General features: G+C 57.1%; 12 protein-coding genes. 9 read left to right on the top strand and 3 right to left on the bottom strand.

Annotated features, from left to right (window positions below):
• Nucleotides 1-212: 212 nt before the first annotated feature.
• The 8 genes from Q1B13_RS13540 (at nt 213) to Q1B13_RS13505 (ending at nt 12,420) form a co-directional block, all read left to right on the top strand.
• Nucleotides 213-1,646, top strand: coding sequence for an NAD(P)-dependent oxidoreductase (locus Q1B13_RS13540; protein WP_299081377.1), 1,434 nt, complete (start codon nt 213-215; stop codon nt 1,644-1,646).
• A gap of 30 nt (nt 1,647-1,676) precedes the next feature.
• Nucleotides 1,677-2,114: a GFA family protein gene (locus Q1B13_RS13535; protein ID WP_299081380.1), complete on the top strand. Its 438-nt coding sequence runs from the start codon at nt 1,677-1,679 to the stop codon at nt 2,112-2,114.
• On the top strand, nt 2,111-6,643 hold the full coding sequence (gltB, locus tag Q1B13_RS13530) for a glutamate synthase large subunit (RefSeq protein ID WP_299081383.1): 4,533 nt from the start codon (nt 2,111-2,113) through the stop codon (nt 6,641-6,643). The genes Q1B13_RS13535 and gltB overlap by 4 nt, the downstream gene beginning before the upstream one ends.
• A gap of 173 nt (nt 6,644-6,816) precedes the next feature.
• On the top strand, nt 6,817-7,731 hold the full coding sequence (locus tag Q1B13_RS13525; protein ID WP_299081386.1) for a Hint domain-containing protein: 915 nt from the start codon (nt 6,817-6,819) through the stop codon (nt 7,729-7,731).
• 39 nt (nt 7,732-7,770) lie between these two features.
• Complete coding sequence (gene mtgA, locus Q1B13_RS13520; RefSeq protein ID WP_299081389.1) at nt 7,771-8,505, top strand: monofunctional biosynthetic peptidoglycan transglycosylase; 735 nt, start codon at nt 7,771-7,773, stop codon at nt 8,503-8,505.
• A 58-nt stretch (nt 8,506-8,563) separates the two neighbouring features.
• Nucleotides 8,564-9,229 (top strand): glutathione S-transferase family protein, encoded by a 666-nt coding sequence (locus Q1B13_RS13515; protein ID WP_299081412.1) that lies wholly within the window; start codon nt 8,564-8,566, stop codon nt 9,227-9,229.
• A gap of 78 nt (nt 9,230-9,307) precedes the next feature.
• Nucleotides 9,308-10,345 carry a tRNA epoxyqueuosine(34) reductase QueG gene (gene queG / locus Q1B13_RS13510; RefSeq protein ID WP_299081391.1) on the top strand — a complete coding sequence of 346 codons (1,038 nt, stop codon included), beginning with the start codon at nt 9,308-9,310 and terminating at the stop codon, nt 10,343-10,345.
• Between the two features lie 71 nt (nt 10,346-10,416).
• A complete protein-coding gene (locus tag Q1B13_RS13505; RefSeq protein ID WP_299081394.1) occupies nt 10,417-12,420 on the top strand; it encodes a hydantoinase/oxoprolinase family protein in 2,004 nt (667 codons plus the stop codon).
• 39 nt (nt 12,421-12,459) lie between these two features.
• On the opposite strand, the gene msrA is transcribed toward Q1B13_RS13505, so the two are convergent.
• From msrA to Q1B13_RS13490, 3 genes are all read right to left on the bottom strand, one after another.
• Nucleotides 12,460-12,972: a peptide-methionine (S)-S-oxide reductase MsrA gene (gene msrA / locus Q1B13_RS13500; protein ID WP_299081397.1), complete on the bottom strand. Its 513-nt coding sequence runs from the start codon at nt 12,970-12,972 to the stop codon at nt 12,460-12,462.
• Nucleotides 12,969-13,418 carry a peptide-methionine (R)-S-oxide reductase MsrB gene (msrB, locus tag Q1B13_RS13495; RefSeq protein WP_299081400.1) on the bottom strand — a complete coding sequence of 150 codons (450 nt, stop codon included), beginning with the start codon at nt 13,416-13,418 and terminating at the stop codon, nt 12,969-12,971. Before msrB ends, msrA begins: the two co-directional genes overlap by 4 nt.
• Before the next feature lie 116 nt (nt 13,419-13,534).
• Nucleotides 13,535-14,422: a DMT family transporter gene (locus Q1B13_RS13490; RefSeq protein WP_299081403.1), complete on the bottom strand. Its 888-nt coding sequence runs from the start codon at nt 14,420-14,422 to the stop codon at nt 13,535-13,537.
• Between the two features lie 182 nt (nt 14,423-14,604).
• Here Q1B13_RS13490 and Q1B13_RS13485 point away from each other — a divergent pair, with 182 nt between their 5' ends.
• Nucleotides 14,605-15,801: a BCCT family transporter gene (locus Q1B13_RS13485; RefSeq protein WP_299081415.1), complete on the top strand. Its 1,197-nt coding sequence runs from the start codon at nt 14,605-14,607 to the stop codon at nt 15,799-15,801.
• Nucleotides 15,802-15,975: the final 174 nt, after the last annotated feature.

Below are 15,975 nucleotides of genomic sequence, written 5' to 3'. Positions count from 1 at the left end.
GTCACGCGTTATTCGCGTTTCTTGAGTATAAGTGTCCTGCCGAAAAGGAAAGCACCCATAAAGGTCCGATTCGGAACTAAAACTACGGTGTTTTTCCGCTCAAATGCCATGAGCATCAGACTTTTTGGTATTTATGTCAGTAGTATTGACTTTTCATCCGAAAACCCATCCCTTAAACAGATCCGACCAAGCCAATTCATGGAGTCAGAGCCGTGGCCAAGCAACCGATGCTGAAATTTGTGCAGATCGACCGCGTCATGCCCGAAAAGCGTGCCGCCAATGACCGCAAGGAAGACTTTGACGAGATCTACGCTGAATTCGCCGCCGAAAAAGCCGCTGAACAGGCCAGCCGCTGCAGCCAGTGTGGTGTTCCCTATTGTCAGACGCATTGTCCGCTTCACAACAATATCCCCGATTGGCTGAACCTGACGGCGACCGGGCGATTGGAAGAGGCGTATCAGACCAGTCAGGCCACCAATACATTTCCTGAGATCTGCGGGCGTATCTGCCCGCAGGACCGGTTGTGCGAAGGCAATTGCGTGATCGAGCAATCAGGTCATGGCACGGTGACCATCGGAACTATTGAGAAATACATCACCGACACAGCCTGGGACAAAGGCTGGGTGAAGCCTGCGCAGCCGTCTGCCGAACGACCGGAAAGCGTCGGCATCATTGGTGGCGGACCAGGTGGGTTGGCGGCAGCAGACTTACTGCGCCGCGCGGGTATTCAGGTTACGATCTATGACCGCCATGATCGCGCGGGCGGGCTGTTGATGTATGGCATTCCCGGCTTCAAACTGGAAAAGGATATCGTGCAACGGCGCAATGACCTGCTGGCAGATGGCGGGGTTGAATTTGTGCTGAACTGCGACGTTGACGCAGCCAAGTTCGACGAAATCCGCGCCAAACATGTTGCGGTGATCATTGCGACGGGCGTTTACAAATCCCGCGATCTGACCATGCCCGGCAGCGGTCTGGCCGGGATTGAAAAAGCGATCGATTTCCTGACCGCTTCGAACCGCAAAAGCTTTGGTGATGTTGTCGAGGATTTCGACAATGGCCGCTTGAATGCCGAAGGGAAGAAGGTGGTGGTTATCGGTGGTGGCGACACCGCGATGGATTGCGTACGTACTTCGGTCCGGCAGGGTGCGACATCGGTCAAATGTCTCTACCGCCGCGACCGAGCCAACATGCCCGGATCGCTGCGCGAAACCCAGAACGCCGAGGAAGAAGGCGTAATCTTTGAATGGCTGAGCGCGCCCAAGGGATTCACGGGTGACGCGAAAGTCTCAGGAGTGATGGTGCAGAAAATGCGGCTGGGTCAGCCCGATGCCACCGGTCGTCAGGCGCCCGAGGTGATCGACGGCGCTGACTATGTGGAAGACGCTGATCTGGTAATCAAGGCGCTGGGGTTTGAACCCGAAGATTTGCCAACACTTTTTGGTCAGCCCGACCTTCCGGTTACGCGTTGGGGCACCGTCAAAGCCGCATTCCAGACCGGCGAGACGGAAATGGACGGCGTCTATGCCATTGGTGACATTGTGCGCGGTGCATCTTTGGTGGTTTGGGCCATCCGCGACGGTCGCGACTGTGCCGAAGCCATAATCGACCGGTTCAACGCCAAAGCTGCCGTCGCAGCGGAATAAGCAACAGCTCAGCGACAGGAGGGTTCTGAAATGCCCGAATTGCAAGGTCAATGCATGTGTGGCGCGGTTACAGTGACTGCGACCCCCGCGAAAGAGGCGCTGGGCGCCTGCCATTGCGACATGTGCCGCCGCTGGACCAGCTCGATGCTGGTGACCTTCCCGGCCGAGCCGGGATACGCCGCCTTGGGGCCAGTCAAAACGTTCACGTCGTCGGACTGGGCCGAACGCGCCTTTTGTTCAGACTGTGGATCTGCGTTGTGGTACCGGATCACGCTGCCGGGCGAGATGCATGGCCAGACCCAGATGGCCGCCGGGTTGTTCGGTAATGGCACCGGAAGTGCGCTGAAGCTTGAACTTTACATCGACAAAAAACCCGAAGGGTACGCGTTCGCAGGTGAACGCCGTCAAATGACCCAAACCGAGGTCGAAGCCATGTATGCCCTGCCGGCAGAAGGAGACAGCCAATGACCAAATATGATGCCGATTGGGTGCGGGCTGAGGAAACAAAGCGCAAGTGGATGGCCGAAAACGGCCTGTATTCTGAAGACGAAGAACATTCGTCTTGCGGCGTTGGCCTTGTTGTCTCGGTCGACGGCAAAAAAAGCCGCAAGGTTGTCGATGCAGGTATCGACGCGCTCAAGGCGATCTGGCACCGGGGTGCCGTGGATGCGGATGGAAAGACCGGCGACGGCGCCGGCATTCACGTGCAAATCCCGGTTCAGTTCTTCTATGACCAAATTCGCCGTACGGGTCACGAGCCCAATCTGGACGAGTTGATTGCCGTCGGTCAGGTGTTTCTGCCGCGAACCGATTTTGGCGCGCAGGAGCAATGCCGAACCATCGTGGAAACCGAGGTTCTGCGCATGGGCTACTACATTTACGGCTGGCGTCATGTGCCCGTCGATGTGACGTGCCTGGGCGAAAAAGCAAACGCGACCCGCCCGGAAATCGAGCAAATCCTGATCTCGAATACCAAAGGTGTTGACGAAGACACCTTTGAGCGTGAGCTTTATGTCATCCGTCGTCGCATCGAAAAGGCCGCCATGGCTGCCGGGATTTCCGGCCTGTATCTGGCATCACTGTCCTGCCGCTCGATCATCTACAAGGGTATGATGCTGGCTGAACAGGTGGCGGTCTTCTACCCCGACCTGATGGATGAACGCTTTGAAAGCGCCTTTGCGATTTATCACCAGCGCTATTCGACCAACACCTTCCCGCAATGGTGGCTGGCTCAGCCCTTCCGGATGTTGGCCCACAACGGTGAGATCAACACTCTGAAGGGCAATATCAACTGGATGAAAAGCCACGAAATCCGTATGGCAAGCGGGACTTTCGGAGATTTTGCAGAAGATATCAAACCAATCATCCCGGGTGGATCGTCGGATTCCGCCGCATTAGACTCTGTTTTCGAAGTTCTCGTGCGCGCCGGACGTTCTGCCCCGATGGCCAAAACCATGATGGTGCCGGAAAGCTGGTCTAAGCAGGCCGTTGAGCTGCCACAGGCGTGGCGCGATATGTATTCCTATTGCAACTCGGTGATGGAGCCTTGGGATGGCCCGGCCGCGCTGGCCATGACGGATGGTCGCTGGGTCTGCGCCGGTCTGGACAGGAACGGCTTACGCCCGATGCGATATGTGGTGACTGGCGACGGTCTTGTCATCGCCGGATCCGAGGCTGGAATGGTGCCGATTGATGAAGCCACCGTGGCGGAAAAAGGCGCACTTGGCCCCGGGCAGATGCTGGCCGTGGACATGAAGAAGGGCAAGCTGTTCCGCGACAAGCAAATCAAGGACAAGCTGGCCCGTGCGCTGCCGTTTGGTGAATGGGTTGGCAAGATCAACGATCTGGATGACATCTTAGGCGGCATCGCTGAAACCCCGATCTTTTCAGGCGCAGAGTTGCGAAAGCGTCAGATTGCAGCTGGATATTCAGTAGAAGAACTGGAACAGATCCTTGCCCCTATGGCTGAAGACGGCAAAGAGGCTCTGGCTTCGATGGGCGATGACACCCCATCGGCAGTTCTTTCCAAACAATATCGACCACTCAGCCATTTCTTCCGCCAGAACTTCAGTCAGGTGACGAACCCGCCGATCGATAGCCTGCGTGAATACCGCGTTATGTCGCTGAAGACACGTTTCGGGAATCTTAAGAACGTGCTGGACGAAGACAGCAGCCAGACCGAAATCATCGTTCTTGAGAGCCCGTTCGTGGGCAACGCGCAATGGGACAAGCTGGTCGAAAATTTCAACGCACCTCTGGCAGAAATCGACTGCAGCTTTGAACCCGGTCAAGGCGCGCTAAGCACCGCATTAGCCCGTGTTAGAGCCGAAGCAGAAGAAGCTGTGCGGTCCGGCGCTGGGCATTTGGTGCTGTCAGACATGAATTCCGGTGAGGGTCGCGTTGGCATGCCGATGATCCTGGCGACCAGTGCGGTGCATTCGCATCTGACGCGCCAGGGTTTGCGAACCTTCTGCTCGCTTAACGTACGCGCGGCGGAATGTGTGGATCCGCATTACTTCGCTGTTCTGATTGGCTGTGGGGCGACAGTTGTGAACGCCTATCTGGCCGAGGATTCTCTGGCGGATCGGATCGATCGCGGCCTGTTGGATGGCAGTTTGTCTGAAAACGTCGCGCGCTATCGTGATGCAATTGACCAGGGCCTGCTGAAGATTATGGCCAAGATGGGCATTTCGGTGATTTCGTCCTATCGCGGTGGTCTGAATTTCGAGGCTGTTGGCCTCAGCCGAGCCATGGTGGCCGAGTATTTCCCAGGTATGACCAGCCGGATCTCTGGCATTGGTGTGACTGGCATTCAATCCAAGCTCGAAGAGATCCATGCCAAGGGTTGGGACAGCGGCCTGGACGTTCTGCCCATCGGCGGTTTCTACAAAGCGCGTAAATCGGGTGAGACCCATGCGTGGGAAGCAACCTCGATGCACATGATGCAAATGGCTTGCAACAGAGCCTCATATGAGCTGTGGAAGCAGTATTCGGCCAAGATGCAATCGAACCCGCCGATCCATTTGCGCGACCTGATGGATTTCAAACCCCTGGGTAAGCCGGTACCGATTGAAGAGGTGGAATCCATCACTTCGATCCGAAAGCGGTTCGTCACACCGGGTATGTCTCTCGGGGCGTTGTCGCCCGAGGCACATAAAACGCTGAATGTAGCGATGAACCGGATTGGTGCGAAATCCGACTCGGGCGAGGGTGGTGAAGATCCGGCGCATTTTGTACCCGAGCCCAACGGCGACAATCCATCTGCCAAGATCAAGCAAGTAGCCTCTGGCCGGTTTGGTGTGACAGCCGAATACCTGAACCAGTGTGAAGAGCTGGAGATCAAGGTCGCCCAGGGTGCGAAACCCGGTGAAGGCGGTCAGCTGCCCGGCATGAAGGTCACCGACCTGATCGCGCGTCTGCGTCACTCGACCAAAGGCGTGACGCTGATCTCGCCGCCGCCTCACCACGACATCTACTCGATCGAGGATCTAGCGCAGCTGATCTATGACCTGAAACAGATCAATCCGCGCTGCAAAGTGACGGTGAAATTGGTGGCGTCCTCGGGCGTCGGCACGATCGCGGCCGGTGTAGCCAAGGCCAAGGCGGATGTGATCCTGGTCTCGGGGCACAATGGCGGCACCGGGGCATCGCCTGCAACCAGCATCAAATATGCCGGACTGCCGTGGGAAATGGGTCTGACCGAGGCACATCAGGTTCTGGCGATGAACAACCTGCGCGATCGCGTGACCCTGCGGACCGACGGTGGTTTGCGCACCGGTCGTGACATCGTCATGGCCGCGATGATGGGGGCTGAGGAATACGGTATCGGCACCGCCGCGCTAATCGCAATGGGTTGTATCATGGTGCGTCAGTGCCAGTCGAACACCTGCCCGGTTGGCGTCTGTACGCAAGACGACTCTCTGCGTGCCAAGTTCACCGGCAATGCAGACAAGGTGGTCAACCTGATCACCTTCTACGCTCAGGAAGTCCGCGAGCTGCTGGCCAGCCTCGGCGCACGGTCTGTTGACGAGATCATCGGTCGGGCTGATTTACTAGCTCAGGTCAGCCGTGGGTCTGCGCATCTGGACGACTTGGATCTCAATCCACTACTGATTACCGTCGATGGTGCGCATGACATCGTCTATAACCGCGACAAAGAGAGGAATGCGGTACCCGATACACTGGATGCAGAAATCGTCCGCGATGCAGCCCGCTTCTTGAAAGACGGTGAAAAGATGCAGCTGTCCTATGCCGTGCAGAATACGCATCGGACCGTTGGTACGCGCGTCTCCAGCCATATTGTGCAGAACTTCGGCATGCGGAACACATTCCAGCCGGACCACTTGCATGTGAAACTGCAAGGTTCGGCGGGTCAGTCCTTGGGCGCCTTTGCGGCGCCGGGGCTGAAGCTTGATGTGTCGGGCGATGCGAACGACTATGTCGGCAAAGGCCTGTCCGGTGGCACGATTGTTGTGCGTCCGCCGCAGGTCAGCCCGCTGAAAGCGGATGATAACACTATCATCGGCAACACGGTTCTGTATGGCGCGACCGACGGCCATTTGTTTGCCGCAGGTCGGGCCGGCGAGCGGTTTGCTGTCCGCAACTCGGGCGCCAAAGTGGTGGTCGAAGGGTGCGGCTCGAACGGGTGTGAATACATGACTGGTGGTATTGCCGTTATCCTGGGTGACATTGGCGCAAACTTCGGCGCCGGGATGACCGGAGGTATGGCGTATCTCTATGACCCGGACGGCAAAGCGCAATTGCTGATGAACATGGAAACACTGGTGACGTGTCCGGTAACCGTGGATCATTGGCACGATCAGCTGAAATCTCTGATCAGGCGTCATGCGGACGAGACCGGAAGTCGAAAGGCGGCGGATATCCTGCAACACTGGGATGTAGAAAGCGGCCACTTCCTGCAGGTTTGCCCTAAAGAAATGCTCAACAAGCTCAGCTATCCGCTGAGTGCCGAAGCTGAGGCCGTTCCGGCTGAGTAAACGCTGACACAATCAAGGGCCTCGCATGCTATTGTTGCAAGCGAGGCACGGTTTTGCAAAACTTCCGTAGCCCTTTTTTCAACCTCCACAATTCGGACAAAAAGCGTTGACATCTTGTAGATGTTTACCGGTTAACCTCGGGATCCGTTTGGGTATCCAGTTGGAGCAGTTTTGTGGCGACATATCTCGATCAGTTTTATTCGTTTGACCCCGCGAATCCACCTGCCGGAGGTACGTTTGTAACCGTCGACAAGTTCATTCTGGACGACGTGGACAACGACGATGAAATCGACGCACCAAGTGGCGACACAGTCAACGGTCAGGATGTAACTGCCTCGTGGCCCGGCGACACAGTAACGATGAATGTGACCGGTGTTGGAAACATCACATATACTGGTACGACGTTCTATCTAGCGGACGGCACACGGGTTTTCACGCCGACGGATGGCCAAGTACTGCAACCTGGCACGTTTGTGTCTTCCACATTCGTCAACACTCAAGGGCCGCTCGATGTAACGACTGATTTGGGGCCGCCCTGCTTTACGCCAGGCACTCTGATTGCGACACCCGACGGCTTGCGACCTATTGAAGAGTTGATGGCTGGCGATCTGGTGGACACCGCCGACAACGGGGCACAACCACTGCTGTGGATTGGTAAGACGACTGTTCTGGCCGAGGGTAAATTTGCACCTGTCAGGATCGACGCGGGAATACTCGGGCTGGATGAGCCGTTGCTGGTGTCGCCTCAGCACAGGATGCTGATCGCTGACTGGCGGGCGCAATATCTGTTTGGCTATTCCGAAGTGCTTGTCGCGGCTCATTGCCTGGTCAATGGTGATACTGTGACGCGGGTCGAGGGTGGAGAGGTTGAGTATATTCACCTGCTTTTCGCCCGACATGAAATCATCTTTGCCAATGGGGCAAAAAGCGAAAGCTATTACCCTGGTCATGCTGTGCTGCAGCCTGAGCGCGACACTCAGATGGAAATCCTGCAGTTGTTCCCTGAACTGCGTGCGCGTCGACCCATGTTGCCAGAGACGGCGCGCCCTGTGGTGCAACCGCGCGAGGCCCGGGCAATCGAAATTTAGGCCGTTCCAAACGCGCGGCATGCGTCGTATAGCAGGGATATGGCAAAGAAAGCAGCCCGCAAGTCACGCGGTAAAAAAAGCAAGGCATCCAAGAGGAAGATACCACTGGTGGGGCAGATTCGCCGTTGGGTGACGCGCGCCGCGCTGGCATCTGTGGCGTTTGTGGTCGGGTTGGTCTTGCTCTATACGGTCGTTAACCCGCCGGTCACACATACGATTTGGTCGGAATGGCGTCGTCTGGGGCGTGTTGATCGGGACTGGGTGCCGATTGAGGAAATTTCTCCGATGATGGCACGATCTGTCGTCGCGGCAGAGGACGCAAATTTCTGTTTGCATTGGGGCTTCGACGTCGATGCCATCCGCGATGCGTTGGAAGATGGCGGGTCGCGCGGCGCATCGACGATCACGCAACAGGTGGTGAAAAACGTGTTTCTCTGGCAAGGTCGCAGCTATGTCCGCAAGGCGCTGGAAACATCCATTACACCGGTTGTCGAGATATTTTGGAGCAAACAGCGTATTCTCGAGGTCTATTTGAACGTTGCCGAGACTGGTGAAGGCATATTTGGCGTCGAGGCTGCGGCGCAAAATAACTTCAATGTCACTGCCGCCAAGCTGTCTCCGGTTCAGGCGGCGCGCATTGCGGCGATCTTACCTTCCCCTCGCAGCAGGTCGGTCAAGGACCCGTCTGTTCGCACCCGAAGGCGGGCCGCAGCCATATTGGATGGAGCGGCCACCATCCGCGCAGATGGTCGCGCGGATTGTTTCGAGGATTGAAACCTGTACCCCGGCAAGGCTAAAGCTGAAGGGTACATATTGGTTCGAATGGAAATCCATGGCGCGTCTGTTTCACGTCCCCCTATCCCCGTATTGCCGCAAGGTTCGTCTGTCTCTGGCGGAGAAGAAGATAGAAGTTGAGTTGGTCCAGGAAAAATACTGGGAGCAAGACCCGGATTTCCTGCGCCGTAACCCGGCTGGAAAAGTGCCTGTCCTGCGCTTGGATGGGCAGATCATGTCCGAAAGCGCGGCCATCTGCGAATATATTGAGGAAACTCGGCCAGAACCCCCGCTGATGCCGAAAAAACCCGAAGCCCGGTTCGAGGTGCGTCGGCTGGTTGGTTGGTTCGACGATAAGTTTCATCACGAAGTAACGTCGAAGCTTTTATATGAGCGGGTCAACAAGAAGGTGACCGGTCAGGGCTACCCTGACAGTAAGAACGTTAAAGCCGGTGCTAAGGCCATCAAATATCATCTGGACTACATGGCCTGGCTGCTGGATCAACGGCGCTGGTTGGCAGGGGATCAAATGACACTGGCCGATTTTGCGGCGGCCGCGCATCTGTCATCGTTGGACTATGTCTCGGATGTGGATTGGAACCGCAGCCAGGCGGTCAAGGATTGGTACGCCAAGATCAAATCCCGCCCGGCGTTCCGGTCGATCTTGGCGGATCAGGTGCCAGCGTTCCGCCCTCCGGCCCATTACGCTGATTTGGATTTCTGATAGGATGGACGAGCAGGGGGCTATCTGCCCCCTCTTGGCCCTTTGGGCCAATTCACCCCTGAGGATACTTTGGGCCAGATGAAGTGCGGATCGGATTTGAAGGACAGGCTTGTAAAGCAGGCCTTATCCGAAGGTTTTGTATCCTGCCGGATTTGCAAGACGTGGGATGTTCCGCAGGTGCCTGCGCGATTGGATGCGTTTCTTGAGGCCGGATATCATGGGCAGATGGGGTGGATGGCAGAGCGCTCCCACTGGCGCGGTGATCCGGCAGCGCTTTGGCCTGAGGCACAATCGGTGATCATGCTAGCCGAGAGCTATACACCCGAACACGATCCGACCGAGGTGCTGAAATACCCGGACAAAGCGGCGATTTCAGTTTACGCACAGAACAAGGACTACCACGATCTGGTCAAGAAGCGCCTGAAACGGTTGGCGCGGTGGCTCATCGCCGAGGCGGGAGGTGAGGTGAAGGTGTTTGTCGATACAGCACCAGTGCCGGAGAAAGCGCTGGGTCACGCGGCAGGGCTGGGATGGCAAGGCAAACATACCAATCTTGTCAGCCGCGATTGGGGCAACTGGATCTTTATAGGCTCTGTTTTTTCGACTTTGGACCTACCATCGGATCGTGCGGAAGTGGATCATTGCGGATCATGCCGCGCCTGTTTGGACAGCTGTCCAACAGATGCATTTCCTGCGCCGTATCAGTTGGACGCGCGGCGTTGTATCTCATACCTGACCATCGAACATAAAGGACCGGTTGAGGAAGAGCTGCGCAGGAAGATGGGCAACCGGATTTATGGGTGCGACGATTGCCTGGCGGCGTGCCCCTGGAACAAGTTTGCGGTGGCGGCCAGCGATATCCGCTATGCGGCGCGCGATGATCTTAAGGCGCCAGCACTGGCTGAACTGGCCGAGCTGGATGATGCAGCGTTTCGTGCAAAATTCTCGGGTTCGCCGATCAAGCGGATCGGACGGGATCGGTTTGTGCGCAATGTATTGTATGCCATCGGCAATTCCGGCGCGTCGGATTTGCGACCCGCGGCACAAGCGCTGACCGAAGATCCGGATCCGACTGTGGCCGATGCAGCGCGCTGGGCAGTGAAACAACTGTCATAGGTGCCGCAAACAGGCTGGACGTGTCGGTTCAAACCGCTACACCCGTCTCCAAGGAATAAAAGGAGGACCCGATGGCCTTGGCTTTGGGGGTGGATACGGGCGGAACCTATACGGATGCGGTGTTGATCCGGGATGAGACAGAGGTGATCGCCTCGGCCAAGTCTCTGACTACGCGTGCGGATCTGGCGATCGGCGTGGGCAAGGCGATCTCGGCCGTGTTGGACGACGCACAGGTGTCGGCGGATCAGATTTCTATGGCATCTCTTTCGACCACTTTGGCTACGAACGCTTTGGTCGAGGGGCAGGGTGGTCGTGTGGCCCTGATATATATTGGTTTCAAAGACAGCGATCTGGAAAAGCACGGGCTGAAGGATGCGTTGAAGGGAGATCCGGCGCTGATCATCGCGGGTGGACACACCCACGCAGGTGCCGAAGTTTCGCCGTTGGATGTCGCCGCGCTGACTGCGTTATTAGACTCTCACAAGGGTATTTCAGGTTTTGCCGTTGCGGCGCAATTCGCCACCCGTAACCCGGCGCATGAACTGGCAGCTGCGCGGGTCATAGGGGAAAAGACCGGTGCCCCAGTCACCTGTTCCCACCACCTGTCTGCCAGGTTGAACGGCCCCAAACGCGCCGTGACAGCCGTTTTGAATGCGCGATTGATCGGGATGATCGATCGTTTGATCGGTCGCGCGCAGGACCAGTTGCGGGATCTGGGGATTGCGGCACCAATGATGGTTGTGCGTGGAGACGGGGCGCTGATGAGCGCGGAACAAGCGCGCGCGCGACCAATTGAAACGATCCTGAGTGGTCCGGCTGCGTCCATCGTGGGCGCACGTTGGTTGACCAATGCTGAAAATGCGTTGGTCTCGGATATCGGTGGGACGACAACGGACGTGGCGTTGATCCGGGATGGAAAGCCGGCGATTGACCCGGCGGGGGCGCAGGTCGGTGGATTTCGGACGATGGTCGAGGCTGTGGCGATGCGCACGCACGGTTTGGGCGGCGACAGTCAGGTGCGTGTGGTGACTGAAGGCTTGGACGGCGGTGTATTTCTGGGTCCGCGCCGGGTGTTGCCGGTTTCCTTGATTGCATCAGAGGCCCCCGACGCCGTGCATGCGATTCTGGACCAGCAGTTATGCGCGACAACCGTTGGCGAACATGACACGCGGTTTGCACGCCGGGTTCCGGGTATTCACGCGGATGGTGTCGGTCCTCGCGAAGAAGGTTTGCTGGACCGGCTTGGTGATCAGGTCATGCCGCTGAGCAGCCTGTTGCGAACACGTATGGAGAACGGTGCGCTGGCGCGGTTGGTGGATCGCGGGATTGTTCAGGTTTCGGGCGTCACCCCATCTGACGCAAGCCATGTTCTGGGCGGTCTGGATGCGTGGGACGCAGATGCGGCGCGCAAGGCGCTAGAGCTTTTCGCCCGAAAGCGGATCGGCTCGGGCGATGTGTTGGCCAAATCCCCTGTCCTGCTGGCGCAGATGATCGTGGACCAACTGACAAATCAAACCAGTTTAACCTTGTTAGAGACAGCTTTTGCCGAAGAAGCCGACAGTTTCGGAGTGTCGCCACAAGAGTTGGCGCGACATGTTCTGACGCAGCGCGGTCTTGCGCAGCATCGGGGGCTACTGGCACTGGATGCGGCGTTGAATGTCGATGTTGTAGGGCTGGGCGCATCGGCCCCTAGCTACTATCCGGCCGTGGGCGAGAAATTGCGGTGTCGGATGATCCTGCCCGAACACGCCGGGGTCGCGAATGCCATCGGAGCCGTTGTCGGACGGCTGACCCTAAGGCGATCGGGGACTGTCACCTCTCCGTCTGAAGGTCGATACCGGGTGCATCTGGAGGATGGGCCGCAGGATTTCAATGCATCGGATGAAGCATTGGCCTTGTTAGAGACTGTTTTGAAGAACGAAGTAAAAGGCGCGGTGCAGCAGGCCGGGGCCCAAGACATCCGCGTGGTGGTTGACCGGGACATCAAAACCGCCCGGGTCGAGGCACAGGACGTGTTTGTCGAAGCGTTGATAACCGTCGAAGCCAGCGGCCGACCCAGGGTTGCGTCGGGCTAGCCCCCCTCAACATCCGAGAGGGGCTGGGTAGGTGGTGCGTTATTCGGCTGCGTCCGCGCGTTTAGGCAAAACCCAGTCCTGACGCGGGAAGTGACATGTGTAGCCATGCGGGATGCGGAGCAGATAGTCCTGATGCTCAGATTCTGCTTCCCAGAAGGACCCGACCGGCTCGACCTCGGTCACGACTTTGCCCGGCCATATTCCACTGGCATCCACATCGGCGATCGTGTCCAGCGCGACGTTCTTTTGCGCGTCGTCCACATAGTAGATGGCCGAGCGATAGCTCATCCCTCTGTCATTGCCTTGTCGGTTCACGGTTGTTGGGTCGTGGATCTGGAAGAAGAACTCCAGCAAATCCCGGTACGAAATCTGGTCTGGATCGTAAATGATCTCGATCCCCTCGGCGTGGGTGCCGTGGTTGCGATAGGTCGCATTGGCCACGTCGCCGCCGGTATAGCCGACGCGAGTGGTGCTGACGCCGGGCAGCTTGCGGATCAGGTCCTGCATGCCCCAAAAGCAGCCCCCGGCCAGAACAGCGCGTTGTTCCGTCATTGGATGTCCTCCACATGATTCAGATATTCGCCATAGCCTTCAGCCTCCATCTCGTCGCGATGGATGAACCGCAGCGCGGCTGAGTTGATGCAATAGCGCAGCCCGCCATGTTCGCGCGGGCCGTCTGGGAAGACATGACCCAGATGACTGTCGGCATGTTTCGAACGCACCTCGGTACGGATCATACCCAAGGTCGCATCCCGAAGTTCCTCAACATGTTCGTGGACAATGGGCTTGGTGAAGCTGGGCCAGCCACAACCTGATTCGTATTTGTGTGTCGAGGCGAACAGGGGCTCACCCGAGACGATATCCACATAGATACCGGGTTCCTTGTTATCCAAATGTCTGCCGGTGCCGGGGCGTTCCGTGCCGCTGCGCTGTGTGACATGGAACTCTTCCGGCGAGAGGGCTGCAATGGCCTCGGGGTCTTTGGTGTAGTTGGTCATGGCTCCTCCGTCAGGTTCGGTGTTAGTTCAATATTTGGGGGTGCAGGCGCGGAAAGCAAAGTCATATTTCAAAAGGCTCTCGCAGTCGTGCGTTTGAACTGGTGCCAATGAGCTAATCAGGCCGAAGCTTTGTCGCCCTGAGCGGGCTGTTTCGACAACTGTACGGCCAGAATGCCCAGCGTCGTAATACCAACGCCAATCGCGTCCAGGGATCCCAGCTTTTCACCAAGCAGGATCGCCGCAATAGTGACGCCAAAGACCGGATTTAGAAAGTGGAAGGTGGCGGCCCGCACTGCCCCGATCCGATCCAGCAGCAGGAACCAGATGAGGGTTGCCAGCAGACCGGGAAATAAGGTGGTGTAGGCAAACGCCAGCACCAGTGGGACTGTCGGGTGGATGTAGATCATTTCAAAGACCGGGGCCGCGACGAACAAGACCGCTGAGCCCACAAGCATTTGCAGCCCGACTACCATCATGAAGTTCCCGCCGGACGTCGCCCCCCGTACGGCCAGAGTGGCAAAGGTCAACGCCAACGCGCCGATACCGCAAAGCGCGACGCCGAACATATCGACACCAGCGCCAATCCGGCTGCCCATGATGAGCGCTACACCGGCGAACCCAGCCAGCAGACCGATCAAGCCGAGCGGTCGCAGTTTTTCACCCAAAAGCAACCATCCGATCAGTGCCACCAACAGGGGCATGGTCGATGCGATGATCGCAGCCACAGAGGCTTCGACCGTTTGCATAGCGTAGAAATTCAGACCCAAATAAAGAGCATTCTGACATATTCCGAACAGAATGGTGGCGCGCCACTGAGGTCGCGTCAGCCGCCAGCTTTGACCCATCGCACGGGCAATAACGACCCCCAGAATGCCCGATATCAAAAACCGCAAAGCCAGCGAAAACAACGGCGATGCATCGGACACAATGATCCGCGCCGAAGTGAAGGCAGATGACCAGATCAGGGCAAATACCAACCCCATGGCTATAGCGCGCAGATCCATGGAGACCCCCTGTCACATCGCGCGGACTGTTCCCGATTCTGAAAAAAGCTGCAAGCGTTGCGCGTTAAAAAAGACACATCCGCCCTGCAAGATTACCGATCCTTGTGTTTTTATTGATTGGTCAGCCAATTAAAGATAGCTCTGGTAAAATCTGACATATCAAGGGAGGTTTGTCGGTGCTTCTGGAGTACATACTGTCTTTTGGCGTCCTGCTCGCGTTGGGTCTGGTCGCCTTCTTCGTTGTGAAATGGTGGGATCTGCGCTGTGTTGGCGTGACACCGGTTCACTTGTTCACATTCATCGCGATCCTGTTTACATCCGGACTGGATGTCGGCCTGATCATGTTCCCGCTGACCGAGTTCGGTGGCTATGCCGAAGACCCGGCCTACGCCTTTGCCAACCCATTGGCAATCGAGTTCGGCTTCTGGGGCTTTCTGATCTGGGCCTTCTACTTCCTAACGGCGTTCTACTTCTGTGTGATCGAGCCGCGTGTGAAGTTCTTTGAGATCCCATTGGTCAAACTGATCAATAACGTGGTCATCATTGGCACCTGCGCGTTTACCGCCAGCTTGTTCCTGATCTACCTGCCCGGTTACTTGCCCGAGGTGGGTGATGGTGAATCCGTAGTCACAACCTTCTATGTCATCGTCTTCGTGGTCATTCTGGCGGCGGCCTATTCGTCGACCGACCTGAAATATGTGCGCATTCTGTCGGTTGGTTCGACCATCCTGTTCCTGACGCTGATCCTTGGAATGTGGGTCGCAGCAGGCATGGGCATGACTGGTTTCGTTGAAACCGGCAGCAATATCGGCGCCTACTTCACCAACCTGCACAAGTTCGTTCTGCCGTTGACCGACTATCACGCCTTCTACCTGTTCTGGTGGTTCGCATGGTCGATCATGATCGGCCAGTTCACCTCGCGCTTTGTGGGCGGGTTGAAAACCTGGCAACTGCTGGCGGCGCTGCTGATCTTCCCGTCTATCCCGCTGGGGATCTGGTTCACCGTTCTCTATTACTATCACCTGAATGGTATCAGCACCGCAGGCATCACCAACATCGCGATGGTGATCGTGGGCGTGACCTTTGTGATCAACTCGCTGGACTCGCTGATCAGGCTCTATACCGACAACCTGAACATGACGGTCGAGCGGTTTGGCAAGGCAGCCTATGTCGCCGGTAACGTCGCATTGCTGTTTGTTCTGACCCTGCTGTTCCAGAGCCAATGGCTGCAAATCCAGTGGATCGGAGCGGTTGTCGTCGGCCTCTATCTGGCCTGCGTGGTCTTTATCCTGATCACCAAACGCAAAGAGGTGTTGAGCATCGATTCAATGCCCGAAGGGCGTGACCTGGACTTCCACAAGGTTGAGACAGTTCACTGACCGATCATCACAATCAAAACTTGAAAAGGGCACCGCATTTGGTGCCCTTTTTTGTGCCGTCCATCGCAGTTGTCCGCTATGCAGGACCAAACTGACTTCAGACGACCAGCATCCGAGGTCCGGATTGAAGTAAGCGCGTGACTTCGCGATATTCTAAGTCGGGCACAGATGTCT

This window comes from uncultured Ruegeria sp., assembly GCF_947489545.1.
GTDB lineage: Bacteria > Pseudomonadota > Alphaproteobacteria > Rhodobacterales > Rhodobacteraceae > Ruegeria.
This window is presented reverse-complemented; position numbering and strand designations above follow the sequence as displayed.